This is a genomic window from Rhizobium sp. SSA_523 (genome assembly GCF_030435705.1).
Classification (GTDB): domain Bacteria; phylum Pseudomonadota; class Alphaproteobacteria; order Rhizobiales; family Rhizobiaceae; genus Neorhizobium.
Genome location: NZ_CP129382.1, coordinates 2,739,953 through 2,755,598 on the forward strand (window position 1 = coordinate 2,739,953; position 15,646 = coordinate 2,755,598).

Genomic DNA, 15,646 nt, shown 5'->3' on the forward strand with positions numbered 1-15,646 from the left:
CGCAAGCGGAGACGCAGAATGGCCGATGCCCCTGACCAGCAGCCAGACGACACACGGCGGGACCCGATCGGCCCGGAAGACGTCGCCTCGGACCTGCAGCCATACGATCTGCTCGCATCCAACACGGGCTGGCCCGATCCCGAGCTTTTTCTGGCGAGCAATTATGGTCTTTCCGGGGACATCGAGCCACTGGCGACAGATCCCCCCGTCTTCCTGGTCCGCTACGAGGAGGTCACCAGTCGTCTGGATTATTGCGAAAGCGCCGAACTGGCGCAGCAGTTCCAGACCCAGGCGAGCCTTCTTCTGCATATGCGCCCGGATTCCGGAAGGATCCAGGGACCGCATCCGCTGGAGACCAATGAGGGCATGCTGCTCTGCCCCTTCGAGGAGACCGAAGAGCATCGCGAAGGCTATGCAAGGGTCTTCGCGCTCCCGCCTGGAGACCCCGCCCCGGCGACCGTGTCGGACGACATCTTCGGTGCCTTTGCCGCGCGGCTGATCCGGGATCTCTCCGCTGCCTTCGAAGAGGCTTTCGGGGAAGAGCCGCCCGTATTGCACGCGTCTCTCGATCTGCGCCAGGCCGGCCCGACGGTCGTGAAGATCCTGCGCGATGTCGAAGACACAGGCGTGCGCGATCCCATCGCCAAGGCGCTGGTCACCGCGCTTCGGCAGGTGCAGCCGCTCGGCCAGGACTTGCGGACCCAGCTCATTCATCACCGACCCGTGCCGACCGAAGTGGTCGGCGAGGTGGCGGATGAGGGGGACGATGAAACCGCCTCCGGCAAGCTTGCCGGAGTTTGGCAGCCGACGGCCTTTACAGATCCCGCCTCGCTGGGCGAAGGCTGGCTGGTCGCCGCACTGGCCGGACTTGCCGCCGATATCCTCCTGCGACGGGCGGATCCCCTGTCAATCCTGCCGGCGGTAAGGCGCTTCCATGCCGAACTGCCGCTGACGGAGGCCGAGATCAAGGCTCTGTGGCCGCTGACCATCGTTCGTCTGGGCCTGATGCGGGCCGCCACCGAGCGCGATGCCGTGCTGGGCCTGCTTCAGGACGAGGCACACCTGACGGATCTGCGCGAGCGCTTCGATGCGGCGACCGCCGTTTCGCCCGCCTTTATGGAAGCGGCGATCCGCGACGCCGTCGATTGGCCCCGGCCCTCCGATCCGGAGCTGGAACGCCTGTTGCCGGAGCTCGATCCGGATCAGATCCGCCTGGTGGATCTGTCGGCGGCGAGCACCGCGTTCTTCGAAGGCAATTGGGAAGATCCGGAAAGCGATTGGAAACTGCTTGCCCGCATTGCCTGGGATACCAAGATGGGCGCCACGCGTTTCGGCGAATATCGCCTGTCGCGCAGCCATCAGAGCACCAGGGCCGAGGCTGAAAATTATGCCTTGCACGTCGATCTCTGCGCTCCGGCCGGAACCGTTGCGGTTGCGCCCTTTGGCGGCATGATCCGCCTGGAAGAGGGCCGGATGCATCTCACCAGCCCCGAGATCACCCTGCATCTTGAAGGACTGGATACGATTCTGGCGGATGGCACGGCCCTGTTTCCGGGCGATCGGCTCGGCGTCATTGCCGGCGCCGAGGGGTCTGTCGGCGGGCTGCGCATCCGCCTTTGCCGCAGCATGAGCCTCGATCCACCGCTCTTCACCTCCAGATCGCAGGTCGGGCTCTGGCGCCAGCTGGTTCTGTCCCCGTCTCTGATCCTCGGCCTCGACCTTGATGCGCCGGTCGCCGGAGAGGGACATTTCATCCGGGGCTGGCGGGATCAGGTCTTCGACGCGCAGGGCCGGCCCTTTCTCGACCTGTCCGGCAGTGCCGGCCTCATCGGCCACGGCCATGCTGGTCTGGCGGAGACCGCGTACCGGCAATGGCTCCTGCTCAACGGGCTTGGCGGCACACAGGCGGAGAGCGAATATCAGGCTGCCCTTCTCCAGCGCCTGCCCGGCGAACTCGATACGGTCGTGGCAGTGACGACGGAGCCTCTGGCCATGGAGCTGGCCGAACAATTGGCGGATCGCGTGTTTTCCGAAGGCGGGCCCGTGATCGCCGATGAACGGCGCACCGGGTTTGGCCGGAACGGGAGGAGTTTCTGGGCCTTTCAGGAGCAAAACGAACCGCCCGATATCGTGGTCACGCCGACGCCGGTGCCGGGCGAACCGCTGGCGGCTGTCATCATGAGCCGCGACCGCCTGCCGGAGGGGTTGTCGCTGCCGCGGCCCGATGCCAGCGCCGTCGCCTGCCGGCTCGGCACCTATGTCATCGACGCGCTCGAAGAAGCGGGTTTGATGGAGCAGGCCCAGCTAACGGCCGCAGAACTCCACCGGCGCCTCGACCTCTTGGCACAAGCTTCCGATGGGCGACTGGCGCGTGAGGGAGAAGGGCTGAGCCATGACCTGCTATTGGAGGATCGAACGGCTCAAGCCGCGGCCGATGACCTCCTTCGCCGCGGCATCGCCGTTTTGGTGGCGGGCGAAAACCGCATTTCCCTCATCGCGCCCCATTGCCTTTCGCCGGCGAGGCTCGATGATCTGATCGACCAGCTGGCGGAGATGATGGGAATTTCCTTGCCTTTTCTTTTGCCCGCGACGGCGGAAGAAGCGGAAAACAGAATGCCCTTGCAGGAAGCAGAGCCTGCCCCCATTTAGGCAGCGCGCTGCAAAATGGTGCAGCGCGGCGAATATGTTTTCACAAACTCGCCCCATTACTGTCATCGGACAGAAAAAAATTCTAGTTATAGAGAAATTTGATTGAAGCAGTCGGGCGACTCGATTACAGTCCGCGGCAAGGGCAAGGTAAGACAATTCTGACCTGCACCTCTGCGCATGACCGAAACGGACCCGAATGAGGGAGAGTGACATGACGACCATGATCCGCACTGCCCTTCATCAGGCGGCGCTCAGCGTGAAATGCACGGGTAAATCCTCCCGCACATGCTGTCGAATGTGACGCTTCACCTCCTCTAGATCTGAAACCAGTCTCATTCGTCTTTGCTGCCTTGCGCAGCCACAGCAGGAGTATGACCATGCAGAAGCAGGTTATCGAATATGGCGGCGAACCCGTCGGCATCGTCGTTCCGGATCAGGATCGGCTGAAGTTCATCGCCGTCAAATTCCACGTCATCGATCTTGATGAACAGCGTTTCGCGACGGCTGACGATGTACGCCGCGCCATTCGCAACCATCTTCTTGCGCAAAACGCCCAGGATCCGCAGGCCGCGGTGGCCTGAACGGGGCCAGACGTTTGGCGCAGCGCAAACCATGGCAGGACGCCGCCCGCTCATCGCGATCCGGGCGGCTTTTTCGTGCAAGACCGATTGCTGCGCCGGCGAGCGCCTGGCGCGACAGATCCGCCTCAACAGAGGCAGGGTCAAAACCCGGTCAGGATTTGGGAGAGGCTTGACCCTAGAAGGCTGTGAAGGTCAAGGTCGTCAAGGAGCGCTCGATGCCCGGAATGGCCGCGATCTTCTCGTTGACGAAGCGGCCGATCTCCTCGCCCTCGGGCAAGTAGATCTTCAGGAGCAGATCCCAGTCACCGCTGGTGGAATAGAGTTCCGAGACGAGCTCCGTCTTGTAGATGGCATCCGCCACCTCATAGGTCTTGCCCGGCACGCATCGGAGTTGGACAAAAATCGGCTTCATGGCGCATTCTCGCAATCTGGCCACCCAAAGGCGGCGGATGAAGGGATGCTTGGACTATTGGCTGAAGCTCTGCTCTCACGCAACCCGCTCCTCGGCAATCTCGGACAGGATCCAGTGACGAAAGGCCGCCAGCGGTGGCGAAGAGGCCCGTTCCGGCGGCGCCGCCAGGAAATAGTCGCCGCTATGGCTCCCGCCCTGTTCAACCGGAAGAGCGAGCTGGCCGGCCTGCAATTCCCGCGCAATCAGAAATCGCGGCAGGAGCGCCACGCCGAGCCCGGCAGAGGCCGCTTCCACCATGGTGACGAACTGGTCGAAAAGCATGCCATGCAGTGCCTGGAAGCCGATGCCGCCGGATGAAAACCAGCTTTCCCAGGCGTCCGGCCGCGTGTTGAGGTGCAGGAGCGGTGCGTGCAGCAGGTCGGCAGGCGCCGAGATGCCCAAACGTCCGATAAGGTCCGGACTGGCAGCGGGAACCACCTCCTCCCGCATCAGAAATGTCAGCTCGGCACCCGGCCACCGCGCTTCGCCGAAATGGATGGCGGCATCAAGCGTATCGAAGCGGAATTCGAAGGGCTCCAGCCGCGTGATCAGATTGACCGTAATGGCCGGATACTGAGCGAGAAAGCGTGGCAGGCGCGGCGCAAGCCAGCGGCTGCCGAAGAAAGGCAGGATTGCGAGATTGAGCGTGCCGCCGCTGGGATTGGCCTTCAGGTTCAGCGAGGCAGAGGAAATGCGCCGAAGCGCCTCACGCACCTCGCGCGCATAGGTGTCGCCGGCCAGCGTCAGCCGGATCGTCTGCCGCTCCCGCAGGAAGAGCGTGACGCCGAGCTGCCGTTCCAGCGCGGCGATCTGCCGGCTGACGGCGCTCTGCGTCAGGCCCAGCTCGTGGGCAGCCGCCGTGACGCTGCCGGTGCGGGCCGCCGCATCGAATGCAGACAGAAGCGAAAGCGAGGGCAGAAAGCGACGAGGCGGCAACATGCAGGATCATTCCTTTCGAGAATGAACTGTTGAGAAGAATTCGCTATCCGCCCTTTTGTGGCGGCTGTAAAGTTGCGCCACCTGACGGAACCCGGATCGTCCTCATGCTTCATCCTTCCCGCTCCCACGGCCTTTGGGACAAAACGGCACCGCCCGCCCCCAGCACCGAAAGCCTTGCCGGCGATCTGGCCTGCGACATCGTCGTCATCGGTGGCGGCTATACCGGGCTGTCGGCGACCTTGCATCTGGCCGAGATGGGACGCTCGGTCATGCTGCTGGAGGCGAAGGACATCGGCCATGGCGGCGCAGGGCGCAATGTCGGCCTGATCAATGCCGGCATGTGGGTGATGCCGGACGACCTGCCCCAGGCGCTGGGCGATGTGCATGGCGAGCGTTTGCTGACCCTCTTGGGCGACGGGCCGCAACAGGTGATGCAGCTGATCGACCGATATGGCATTGCCTGCGAGCTGACCCGTACCGGAACGCTGCATTGCGCCGTGGGCGACAAGGGTCTTGCCGAGATCGAGGCGCGTGCCCGCCAATGGCAGGCCAGAGGTGCCGATGTCGAGGTGCTTAGCCGAAAGGATACCGTCCAAAGGATCGGCACAGAGGCCTATCACGGAGCCCTTCTCGACCGCCGCGCCGGCACCTTGCAGCCGCTGGCCTATGTACGCGGGCTCTGCGATGCGGCGCTGAAGGCCGGCGCCCGGATCTTCACGCAGACCCCGGCCCTTGCCTGGCAGGAGCGCAAAGGACGCCATATCGTTTCGACCGGCACCGGCAGCGTGACGGCCGATTGGGTCATCGTCGCAACGGATGCCTATTCCACCGGGCCCTTCGAGGTGGTTCGCCAGGAGCAGGTCCACCTTCCCTATTTCAACCTGGCAACGCAGCCTCTCTCCGACAATATCAGGGGCTCCATCCTTGCAGGCCGGGAAGGCTGCTGGGATACGAAGGATATCCTGTCCTCCTTCCGCATGGACGCGGCCGGCCGGCTGGTGTTTGGCTCGGTGGGCGCCTTGCGGGGATCGGGAACGGCCATTCACAGGAACTGGGCACGCCGCGCCTTGAATCGGATATTTCCGCAACTCGGCACGATCGAGTTCGAGGCCGAGTGGTACGGACAGATCGGCATGACGAGCAATGCCTTGCCCCGTTTCCACCGGTTTGCGGATCGCGTCGTCGGCTTTTCCGGCTATAACGGCCGCGGAATTGCGCCCGGTACGGTATTCGGCAAGGTGCTGGCCGATCATGTGGCCGGCAAACTCGGCGAAGCGGATCTGCCGCTGCCGCTGACGCCAGCCGAGGCTCAGCCTTTCCGGGCGATTAAGGAAGCCTATTATGAAGCGGGCGCGCAGATCGCCCATCTGGCCGGCGATCGATTTTGATCCGGGCGCCGGACAGCCAGGACAACACAAGAAGGACGAGAAGAACCCGATGAGCCTTGCCAATCTGAATCTCGCCACCGAAGCGGATGCCATCCTCTCCCGTCTCGGCGTCGACCGTGCGACTTATCAAGGCGGGGCGCTCGCTGTCCGTTCGCCGATCACCGGCCGCGACATCGGCCAGGTGGCCGAGCACTCCGCGCAGGAGACGGCGGCGGCCATCGATGCAGCTCACCAGGCCTTTCTCATTTGGCGCAACACGCCGGCACCCAAACGGGGCGAACTGATCCGCCTGCTTGGCGAAGAATTGCGGGCCGCCAAGAATGATCTTGGCAGGCTCGTCTCCATCGAGGTCGGCAAGGTCACCTCGGAGGGCCTTGGCGAGGTGCAGGAAATGATCGATATCTGCGATTTCGCGGTCGGTCTCTCGCGTCAGCTCTATGGCCTCACCATCGCCACCGAGCGTTCGGAGCACCGGATGATGGAAACCTGGCATCCGCTGGGTGTCGTCGCCATCATTTCGGCCTTCAACTTCCCGGTGGCCGTCTGGTCGTGGAACGCGGCGCTGGCACTGGTATGCGGCAATGCGACCGTCTGGAAACCCTCCGAAAAGACGCCGCTGACGGCGCTTGCCACCCAGGCAATCTTCGACAAGGCCCTTCGTCGCTATATCGCGGAGGGCGGCACGGCACCGGCCAATCTCTCGACGCTGATCATCGGCGGACGCGACATCGGCGAGGTCCTGACCGATCATCCGAAAGTGCCGCTTGTGTCGGCGACGGGCTCCACCGCCATGGGCCGCGCCGTCGGACCGCGCCTTGCCAAGCGCTTCGCCCGCGCCATCCTGGAACTGGGCGGCAACAATGCCGCCATCGTCACGCCGACGGCCGATCTCGATCTGACGCTGCGCGGCGTCGCCTTCTCCGCCATGGGCACGGCCGGCCAGCGCTGCACGACGCTGCGTCGCCTCTTCGTCCATGACAGCGTGTATGACCGCCTCGTGCCGCGCCTCAAAAGCGCCTACCAGTCCGTGACCATCGGCAATCCGATGATCGACGGCCACCTGGTCGGCCCCCTGATCGACAAGCACGCCTTCGAGCGCATGCATGCGGCACTGGCGGCCGCAACAGCCGAAGGCGGGATTGTGACCGGCGGCGAACGGGTTCTGGCAGACGAGGCAGATGGCGCCTTCTATGTCCGCCCGGCCCTCGTGGAAATGCCGTCGCAATGCGGCCCGGTTGTGGAGGAAACCTTCGCGCCCATCCTCTACGTGATGCGCTACAGCGACTTCGACTCCGTGCTGGACCTGCACAATGATGTGCCCCAGGGCCTGTCTTCGTCGATCTTCACCAATGACATGCGCGAAGCCGAGACCTTCATCTCGGCGCGCGGTTCCGATTGCGGGATCGCCAATGTCAATATCGGACCGTCCGGCGCCGAAATCGGTGGCGCCTTCGGCGGCGAGAAGGAGACCGGCGGCGGACGTGAATCAGGTTCGGATTCGTGGAAGGCCTATATGCGCCGCGCCACCAACACCCTGAATTACGGTCGCACCTTGCCGCTGGCGCAGGGCGTGACCTTCGACATCGCCTAAACACGGGTTCCCAAGAGTGGTGGCCGGTTTGGGGGCGAAATGAAAGCACCTAGAGAGACATTCGTTGGCGACGAATGTCTGCTTAAGGGCGTTCTGACGCATCTGCGACGCGGCCAGCGCCCGAAGGACGGTCGAAAAGGAAGCAGGCGCCTGCATCAGGATTGACGCCAGGCAGGGACAACACCCTGTCCGGGCGTTAGGGTCGAACCCCAATCAGGATTTGGAGCGTGGTATGGGAGACAATCTGGGTTCTCTTAATCTTCTGACCGATATTGACGGCGTGAGCATCGGCCATGCGACGGATCTGAGACTGGGCTCCGGCGTGACGGTCGTGGTCTTCGACGAACCGGCAACAGCCTCCGGCACCGTTCTCGGCGGCGCGCCGGGTGGCCGGGACACGGCGCTTCTCGACCCGTCGATGACGGTGGAGAAGGTCGACGCGCTGGTCCTGTCCGGCGGCTCCGCCTTCGGCCTCGATGCCGCCGGTGGCGTACAGGCAGGCCTGCGCGAGATCGGCCGCGGTCTCCAGGTCGGCTCCACGCGGGTTCCGATCGTGCCGCAGGCAATCCTGATGGACCTGTTGAACGGCGGCGACAAGAACTGGGGACGCCATTCCCCCTATCGCGACATGGGATATGACGCCTTTCGCGCGGCGGCCAAGGGTGCTTTCGCGCTTGGCTCCGTCGGTGCCGGAACGGGCGCGACCACGGCCACGGTCAAGGGCGGTCTCGGATCGGCAAGCGCCGTCTCCTCCAAAGGTCACCGGATCGCGGCGCTGGTTGCGGTCAATGCTCTGGGATCGGCAACGATCGGCAATGGTCCGCATTTCTGGGCGGCACCTTTCGAAGAAAAAGGCGAATTCGGCGGCCTTGGCCTGCCCGCAACATTCAACGCCGGCGATACATCGCTCCGGTTGAAAGGCGTGAACCTGACGGCCACGACGATCGGCCTGATCGTGACCGATGCGATCCTGACCAAGGCACAGGCGCACCGGCTCTCCATCACTGCCCATGATGGCCTGGCCCGCGCCGTGCTGCCGGCGCATCTTCCGGCCGATGGCGACACGATCTTTGCCGCTGCGACAGGACGGGTCGCGCTAAACGATGCGACGGATCTTCTCGAACTCTGCCATTTGGCGACAACAACCTTTGCCAGAGCCGTGGCACGCGGCATTTTCGAAGCGACGGCGCTTCCCACGGCGCAAGCCCAGCCGGCATGGCGGGACCGCCACGGCGTCCGCTGATCGCGCCCTTTCCGCGTCAGGCAGGCTGCGCCACGCCCTTCATGACGCGCACCGTGACGAACCAGAGTCCGACGCCGATCATCAGGAGAATGCCGGCAATCATGTATTGCACCGGATCCCGTCCGGTCCAGGGACCGGCCAGAAAGGCGCATGTCACCGCACCCAGCACCGGCACGATGGTGGGGGTACGGAAGTGCTTGTGCTCGACCTTGTCCTTGCGCAGGACCAGCACCGCCACATTGACGATGGTGAAGACGCAGAGCAGGAGGAGCGCCGTCGTGCCGCCAAGCGCCGGGACGCCGCCGACAAAGGTGATGAGGGCCACGGCGATCAGGGTGGTGAAGAGAATGGCCACATAAGGCGTGCGGCGATCGGAGTGCACCGATCCCAGAACCGGCGGCAGGACATTTTCCCTCGCCATGCCGTAGATCAGACGGCTGGCCATCATCATGTTGATGAGCGCGGAATTGGCGACGGCGAACATGGTGATGACGCCGAATATGCCGATGGGAAAGCCCGGCGCGCCGGCCTGCACCACCTTGAGAAGCGGCGTTTCCCCCTCGCCGAGCTCTGCCGCGGGGACGAGCGTGATCGCCGAGATCGAGACCAGCACATAGACGATGCCGGTCAGGAGCAGGCCGCCCAGCAGCACTTTGGGGAAGATCCGGCTCGGATCCTTGCATTCCTCCGCCATGTTGACGGAATCCTCGAAGCCCACCATGGCGAAGAAGGCGAGCGTCGTGGCCGCAATGACCGGCCAGAACAGGCCACCGCCTTCCGGCGGCGTGAAGGTGAAGGCGCGTGACACGTCGCCCTGCCCGCCCCAGATCGCCCAGAAACCGATGCCGATGATCAAGAGCAGGCCGCTGAGCTCCACCACGGTCAGCAGAACATTGACCTTGACGCTCTCGCCGACGCCGCGGAAGTTGATGATTGCCACAAGCGCAATGAAAGCGAGCGCTATTCCCGTCACCACCAGGCCGCTATCGGCCAGACCGACCGCGGCAACGAAATTGGCCGCAAAGGCGCGCGACGCGGTGGAGGCCGAGGTGATGCCGGATGACATGACGGCAAAGGCCACGAGAAAGGTGAGGAAGTGCACGCCGAAGGCCTTGTGCGTGTAAAGCGCTGCGCCGGCGGCCTTGGGATATTTCGTCACCAGTTCGAGATAGCTGAAGGCGGTCAGCAGCGCAACGACGAAGGCGACCAGAAAGGGAAGCCACACGACCCCGCCAACTTCTGCGGCAACCTGGCCGGTAAGCGCATAAATGCCGGTCCCCAGAATATCGCCGACGATGAAAAGCAGCAACAAGCCAGGCCCCATCACCCGTTTCAGCTCGTGGGTCTGGCCCAGATGCTCTGCCATTTTTTGATCTGTCTCGCGGCTTTCCATGATCCCTCCCCAGTTTTGGTGCAACTGAACGTAGCAGAGGCCGTCCCGGTTCCTTCCTCCTCCTCGCAACCGCGCGGAAATCCACCGCGGTGACGGAACATCCATCCAACTTGCCGGTTAGCCACTGATTGGCTGGCCTTTGCGCCGGACGATCCTTCGCGAGCTCAGTTTCGCTTCAACAGAAAGGGACGGATATGGATGACAACAAGCGCGGCGTGATGCCAAAGGGCACGGACGACAAAACGCTCACCAATCGGCAAGGCCATCCGATCGTTAACAATCAGTCGACGCGCACCGTTGGCAGCCGCGGACCGGCAACCCTCGAAAACTATCAGTTCCTCGAGAAGATCACCCATTTCGACCGCGAGCGCATTCCCGAACGCGTTGTGCATGCGCGCGGCTTCGTCTGTTATGGCGAGTTCGAGGCGACGGGCAAGATCGGCGATGAGCCGGCTTCGAAATATACGCGCGCCAAACTTTTCCAGCAGGCAGGCAAGAAGACGCCGCTGGCCATTCGCTTCTCCACCGTCATCGGCGGGCGGGATTCCTCCGAAGTGGCGCGCGATCCGCGTGGCTTTGCCGTCAAGTTCTACACCGAAGACGGCAATTGGGATCTGGTTGGCAATAATCTGGCGGTCTTCTTCATCCGCGATGCGATCAAGTTCCCGGACGTGATCCATTCGCTGAAGCCTGACCCGGTGACCTTCCGCCAGGAGCCGAACCGCATCTTCGACTTCATGAGCCAGACGCCGGAGAGCATGCATATGCTCACCCATCTGTTCTCGCCGCGCGGCATTCCGGCCAGCTATCGCCACATGGAAGGTTTCGGCGTCAACACCTACAAGATGGTGAATGACAAAGGCGAGACGGTGCTGGTGAAATATCATTTCCACCCGCGCGCCGGTCTGGCCAGCCTCACGGCGGAAGAGGCCGCCAAGGTGCAGGGCCAGGATTTCGGCTCCGCGTCCAAGGATCTCTTCACCGCCATCGAACGCGGCGAGTACCCGCAATGGGATATGTTCGTTCAGGTCATGGAGGATCACGATCATCCTGAACTGGACTTCGACCCGCTGGACGATACGAAGATCTGGCCGGAGCATCAGTTCCCGCTGCGCCGCATCGGCACGATGACGCTGAACCGCAATGTCGAGGACTTCTTCAACGAGAACGAACAGATTGCCATGGGAACGGGCGTTCTCGTGGATGGGCTGGATTTCTCCGACGACAAGATGCTGGTCGGCCGGACCTTCTCCTATTCCGACACACAGCGCTACCGCGTCGGCACGAATTACCTGCAATTGCCGGTGAACCAGCCGAAGAATGCCCGGGTCGCCACCAATCTCTCCGGCGGGCAGATGAGCTTCCAGCGGGATTTGTCGCCCGGCCAGAACCCGCATGTGAACTACGAGCCGTCAATCCATGACGGGCTGCGGGAGGATCCGCGGCAGGAGCCCAACAATCCGCCGGAAATCAGGGGGCCGCTGACACGCGCCGTGCTGGAGCGGCGTAATGATTATGCCCAGGCACGCGGCCGCTTCTGCACCATGATGGACTGGGAGCGGGATGACCTGATCTTCAACATGGGCGACCTTCTGTCCCAATGTCAGCGCGATGTGCAGGAGCGCATGGTCTGGCATTTCTTCCTCGTGCATGACGATTACGGCCGCCGGGTCGGCGAGACCCTCGGCATTTCGGCGCAGGATGTGCAGGGTCTTGGTCCCTTGCCCCGGCAGGTGCTGACCGAGGACGACCAGAAGCGGCTGCAGAAACTCGGGCAGAACGGCGATGTGATCGATCCCTCGGTCTGGGGCCAGTGGACGAGCTCCGTCAAGAACCACAAGGCGACCGCTGAAGAGGTGCTGATGGGCAAGCTGCCGGCCACGCCGCGGATGGACCAGGCCGCCGAATAGGACGAGCGCCGGACGGCGACAAGCCGTCCGGTCCCCTTTGACCTGACCGGGCGGCGGCGAAGTGCCTTCCCTGAGTTACCTTACCTGCCCTGCCTGACTTGCCGGACCCACCTGACCGAGCCGCGACAATGCGATGAAGAAGCAGAGAGCGACGAGGCCGAGACCGATGAGCGACCAGAGCACCATATCGGGTCCGGCGCGCTGCAGGATCACCGCAAGCCCGAAGGGCGAGAGGGCCGACGCAGCCAGGCGCACCAGGCTGATCTGGCCCTGGCGCGCGCCATACCCCTCGCTGCCGAAAAGCGCGAGCGGCAGCGTGCCGAAGACGATGCTGGACAGGCCGGAGCCGAAGCCGAAGATGACGGCGAACAGCATGGCGCCCGGCGTGAATGGATAGGTCAGCTCCAGCACCAGTATGGAAAGCGGTGCAAAGAGCGCAGTCAAGACGGCAAGCTGGAGCGCGCCAAGATTCCTGCCGAAGATCATATTGGTGAAGCGGCTCAGCACCTGGGCCGGGCCGAACAGCGTGGCGACCAGAACCGCCGCGGCCCCGAGACCGAGGTCTGAAAGCACCGGAACCATGTGAAACAGGAGCGCGGCATTGACGAAGGAGAGGATGCCGATGCCCGACAGCATCAGGCGAAAGCCCTTCTGCCGCACGCGCTCGGCCAGAAGTCCGGGCACGGGTCCGGCGCTGTCGACGGAATGATCCGGCGCATGGCGCCCGCCCCGGCCATAGAGGCTGAGCCAGGCATGCAGCGGCAGGCAAAGAACGAGGTTCAGCCCGGCAAAGACCATATAGACCGCCTGCCAGGTGAGAGCGCCATGCAAGAGGCTGGTCACGGGCCAGAAGATGGTGGAGGCAAAACCGGCGATCAGCGTCAGATAGGTGATGCTGCGCTGGGCCTCGCGCGGGCGGATCTCCACCAAGAGCGCGAAAGCGGCACCATATTGCACGAGATTGGCGGAAAGCTCCGTCAAAAGGAGACCGGCGACGAAGACTGCCCGATGCGGCGCCAGGGCGCAGAGCATCAGCGAGAGGGCAGCCGCGAAAGAGCCCAGTGTCATCACCCGGCCGGCGCCAAACCTGTCCATCAGGCGGCCGGCAAAGGGCGCCGTCAGTCCCGACAGGAAGAGCGAGGCGGACAGGAGGCCAAACACCCAGTCGACGCTCCAGCCGAGGTCCCGCGCCATATCCGGGGCCAGAATGCTGAAACTGTAATAGAGGGTGCCATAACCGATGATCTGGGTCAGCCCCAGCGCGAGGATCACGGCGACCGGCGGGCCAGAACTCATTGCGATCTCAGTTGCACACGGCCTTCGAGCTTGTCTGCTGCCTCCTTGCGCTCGCTGTAGCGGTCGGTCAAGTGGGTCGAGGCATCGCGGGTCAGAAGCGTGAACTTCACCAGTTCCTCACAGACATCCACCACCCGCTCATAATAGGACGAGGGCTTCATGCGGCCGTTGTCGTCAAATTCCTGAAAGGCCTTGGCGACGGAGGACTGGTTTGGAATAGTCACCATTCGCATCCAGCGGCCGAGCAGGCGCATCTGGTTCACCGCGTTGAAGGATTGCGAGCCGCCGGAGACCTGCATGACGGCCAGCGTCTTGCCCTGCGTCGGCCTGATCGCGCCGATCGACAGCGGGATCCAGTCGATCTGGGCTTTCATGATCCCCGTCATGGCGCCGTGCCGTTCCGGGCTTACCCAGACCTGGCCCTCGGACCATTGCGAAAGCGCCCGCAATTCCTGCACCTTGGGATGATCCACCGGTTCGCCGTCCGGCAGCGGCAGGCCCCTCGGGTCGAAGAAGCGCACGTCGCAGCCGAAGGCCGTCAGGAGGCGTGCGGCCTCCTCCGCCAAAAGCCGGCTGTAGGAAACCGCCCGAAGCGAGCCGTAGAGGATGAGGATACGCGGCCGATGGGTGGAGAAGGCAGGCCGAAGCGCGTCGAGATCGATCGGTCGCAGATGGCGCATATCGGCCGCCGGCAGATCGGCAGCCATCTCTTTGCTCACATCAGGCAAGGCGCTTGCCCTCCGAATCGAGCACCTGTTCGCCATCCTCCTTGAAGAAGGGGCCTTTCGTCATGGCTGGCAGGATCTCCAGCACCAGCTCGGACGGGCGTGAGAGCCGGGTGCCCATAGGGCTCACCACGAAAGGCCGGTTGATCAGGATCGGATGGGCAAGCATGGCGTCGATCAACTGCTCATCCGTTAGCGAAGGATCATCCAGGCCAAGCTCGGCAAAGGGCGTCCCCTTCTCGCGGATAGCTTCGCGGACCGTCAGCACGGCCTCGGTGATCATCGATGTCAGGGTTTCTCGCGATGGCGGGCTTTCCAGATATGCGATCACGGTGGGTTCGATGCCGGCATGGCGGATCAGCGAAAGCGTGTTGCGCGAGGTGCCGCAGTCGGGATTGTGATAGATGGTGACAGTCATGGTTCAGGCTTTCATATCCGTTGCTGCGGCGCGCACCGAGGCGCCCTTTTCGTACCAGGTCTTGCTGCGGTTCACGATCCAGACGACGGACAGCATGACCGGCACCTCGATGAGGACGCCGACCACGGTCGCGAGTGCCGCGCCTGACTGGAAGCCGAAGAGGCTGATCGCCGCCGCCACTGCAAGCTCGAAGAAATTGGAGGCGCCGATCAAAGCCGAGGGGCCGGCCACGCAATGGGCCTCTCCCGTGGCCCGGTTCAGGAGATAGGCAAGGCCGGAGTTGAAATAGACCTGGATAAGGATCGGCACCGCCAGAAGCGCGATGACCATGGGCTGCGCGATGATCTGCTCGCCCTGGAAACCGAAGAGCAGAACAAGCGTTGAGAGCAGCGCGACGAGCGAAGCCGGCTGCAGGATCTTCAGGAGATCATCGAGGCCGCACTGGCCGGAGGCCGAAAGCAGGCGGCGGCGGATCAGCTGCGCCGCCAGAACCGGCAGCACGATGTAGAGGATTACGGAAAGGATCAGCGTATCCCAGGGCACCGTGATTGCCGAAAGCCCCAGAAGCAGGCCGACGATCGGCGCGAAGGCCACCACCATGATCGCATCATTGAGGGCCACCTGGGACAGCGTGAAATGCGGCTCGCCCTTCGTCAGGTTGGACCAGACAAAGACCATGGCCGTGCACGGAGCGGCGGCCAGGATGATCAGGCCGGCAATATAGCTGTCGATCTGGTCCGGCGGCAGAAGCGGGCGAAACAGCCAGCCGATGAACAGCCAGCCGAGCAGCGCCATGGAAAAGGGCTTGATCGCCCAGTTGATGAAAAGCGTCACGCCGATGCCGCGCCAGTGGCGGCTGACCTGCCCAAGGGCGGAAAAATCGATCTTGATGAGCATGGGAATGATCATCAGCCAGATCAGCACGGCGACGGGCAGGTTGACGCGCGCAACTTCCAGCGCCGCTATCGTCTGGAAGACACCGGGCAAGGCATAGCCCAGGCTAATCCCGACGAGGATGCACAGGAAGACCCAGACGGTCAGGTAGCGTTCGAAGCCGGACAT

The 15,646-nt window shown here is 63.5% G+C and carries 13 protein-coding genes; 6 read left to right on the forward strand and 7 right to left on the reverse strand.

All coding sequences use genetic code 11. The annotated features are described in order from the left end of the window. The first annotated feature begins 18 nt into the window (after window positions 1-18). Together QTJ18_RS21315 and QTJ18_RS21320 are read left to right on the forward strand one after the other, a co-directional pair. On the forward strand, window positions 19-2,649 hold the full coding sequence (locus QTJ18_RS21315; RefSeq protein ID WP_252755282.1) for an aminotransferase class III-fold pyridoxal phosphate-dependent enzyme: 2,631 nt from the start codon (window positions 19-21) through the stop codon (window positions 2,647-2,649). A gap of 377 nt (window positions 2,650-3,026) precedes the next feature. Then, a complete protein-coding gene (locus tag QTJ18_RS21320; protein WP_252755283.1) occupies window positions 3,027-3,230 on the forward strand; it encodes a hypothetical protein in 204 nt (67 codons plus the stop codon). A gap of 175 nt (window positions 3,231-3,405) precedes the next feature. Here the strand turns inward: QTJ18_RS21320 and QTJ18_RS21325 are convergent, their stop codons facing one another. Both QTJ18_RS21325 and QTJ18_RS21330 read right to left on the reverse strand, forming a co-directional pair. Then, window positions 3,406-3,642 (reverse strand): Lrp/AsnC ligand binding domain-containing protein, encoded by a 237-nt coding sequence (locus QTJ18_RS21325; protein WP_252755284.1) that lies wholly within the window; start codon window positions 3,640-3,642, stop codon window positions 3,406-3,408. A 75-nt stretch (window positions 3,643-3,717) separates the two neighbouring features. Further along, window positions 3,718-4,620, reverse strand: a complete 903-nt coding sequence (locus tag QTJ18_RS21330; RefSeq protein WP_252755285.1) for a LysR family transcriptional regulator — start codon at window positions 4,618-4,620, stop codon at window positions 3,718-3,720. Between the two features lie 104 nt (window positions 4,621-4,724). Between QTJ18_RS21330 and QTJ18_RS21335 the strand changes: the two genes are divergently transcribed. The 3 genes from QTJ18_RS21335 to QTJ18_RS21345 all read left to right on the forward strand — a co-directional run bounded on the left by QTJ18_RS21335 (window position 4,725) and on the right by QTJ18_RS21345 (window position 8,842). Further along, on the forward strand, window positions 4,725-6,008 hold the full coding sequence (locus QTJ18_RS21335; protein ID WP_252755286.1) for an NAD(P)/FAD-dependent oxidoreductase: 1,284 nt from the start codon (window positions 4,725-4,727) through the stop codon (window positions 6,006-6,008). 49 nt (window positions 6,009-6,057) lie between these two features. Continuing rightward, on the forward strand, window positions 6,058-7,599 hold the full coding sequence (gene amaB, locus QTJ18_RS21340) for an L-piperidine-6-carboxylate dehydrogenase (RefSeq protein ID WP_252755335.1): 1,542 nt from the start codon (window positions 6,058-6,060) through the stop codon (window positions 7,597-7,599). 232 nt (window positions 7,600-7,831) lie between these two features. Further along, on the forward strand, window positions 7,832-8,842 hold the full coding sequence (locus QTJ18_RS21345; protein ID WP_252755287.1) for a P1 family peptidase: 1,011 nt from the start codon (window positions 7,832-7,834) through the stop codon (window positions 8,840-8,842). Window positions 8,843-8,858: 16 nt separating this feature from the next. Here QTJ18_RS21345 and QTJ18_RS21350 read toward each other — a convergent pair whose 3' ends face one another. Continuing rightward, entirely contained in the window at window positions 8,859-10,208 is a 1,350-nt protein-coding gene (locus tag QTJ18_RS21350; RefSeq protein ID WP_252755288.1) for an APC family permease, read from the reverse strand. A 221-nt stretch (window positions 10,209-10,429) separates the two neighbouring features. On the opposite strand from QTJ18_RS21350, the gene QTJ18_RS21355 reads away from it, so the two are divergent. After that, complete coding sequence (locus QTJ18_RS21355; RefSeq protein ID WP_252755289.1) at window positions 10,430-12,145, forward strand: catalase; 1,716 nt, start codon at window positions 10,430-10,432, stop codon at window positions 12,143-12,145. Between the two features lie 75 nt (window positions 12,146-12,220). Here the strand turns inward: QTJ18_RS21355 and arsK are convergent, their stop codons facing one another. From arsK to arsB, 4 genes are read right to left on the reverse strand one after another with little or no spacing between them, the layout of a single operon-like run. After that, the gene (gene arsK, locus QTJ18_RS21360) at window positions 12,221-13,441 is read right to left on the reverse strand and encodes an arsenite efflux MFS transporter ArsK (protein WP_252755290.1); all 1,221 of its coding nucleotides are present in this window, start codon (window positions 13,439-13,441) and stop codon (window positions 12,221-12,223) included. Next, window positions 13,438-14,148 (reverse strand): arsenical resistance protein ArsH, encoded by a 711-nt coding sequence (gene arsH, locus QTJ18_RS21365; RefSeq protein ID WP_289852218.1) that lies wholly within the window; start codon window positions 14,146-14,148, stop codon window positions 13,438-13,440. Before arsH ends, arsK begins: the two co-directional genes overlap by 4 nt. Before the next feature lie 13 nt (window positions 14,149-14,161). Then, window positions 14,162-14,584, reverse strand: a complete 423-nt coding sequence (gene arsC, locus QTJ18_RS21370) for an arsenate reductase (glutaredoxin) (RefSeq protein ID WP_252755291.1) — start codon at window positions 14,582-14,584, stop codon at window positions 14,162-14,164. Window positions 14,585-14,587: 3 nt separating this feature from the next. Further along, a complete protein-coding gene (gene arsB, locus QTJ18_RS21375; protein WP_252755292.1) occupies window positions 14,588-15,646 on the reverse strand; it encodes an ACR3 family arsenite efflux transporter in 1,059 nt (352 codons plus the stop codon).